The organism is Streptomyces sp. RP5T (genome assembly GCF_003933965.1).
GTDB lineage: Bacteria > Actinomycetota > Actinomycetes > Streptomycetales > Streptomycetaceae > Streptomyces.
The window spans coordinates 1-427 of the sequence record NZ_RSAJ01001297.1 but is presented as its reverse complement, the minus strand read 5'-3'; the positions used below and the strand labels follow the sequence as shown (position 1 = coordinate 427).

Below are 427 nucleotides of genomic sequence, written 5' to 3'. Positions count from 1 at the left end.
GGGCTGCACTGCCTCGTCGGGGGACGGGGCGGGGCCGGTGTTCTCGTCGGTGGTGACCGTGCCGTCCTGGTCATCGGCGTTCGGCCTCGTGGCCACGTCGTCGCTCGTGGCGGAGGTGTTGCCCTGGCCTCCTGCGGCTGTCGTTGGCTGGCCCGTAGTGCCGTGCGGGGTCGCGGAGGGTGCCGTCTCCGGGGTGTTCGCCGACGACGGCACGTCCGGGAGGACCCCGGTACCGGTCTCCGGGACGGTGACCGTCTCCGACTGCGTACTCGGCCTCGGCGTGGCACCGGCGGCCGTGGGGTTGGTGCCATGGCCGGTGGACCCGTCCCCGGGCACTCCTGTGCTGTGCGGCAGACCGCTCGTGTCGGGCACGTTCACGGTCGGGTCCGGGAGCGGCTCCGGAAGCGGCGGCTGTTCGAGGGTCCCG

1 pseudogene is annotated in these 427 nt (G+C 74.0%); it reads right to left on the bottom strand.

Annotated features, from left to right (window positions below):
- Positions 1–378 (bottom strand): annotated as a pseudogene (locus tag EHS43_RS45895) (hypothetical protein); the annotation flags it as partial.
- Positions 379–427 lie beyond the last annotated feature (49 nt).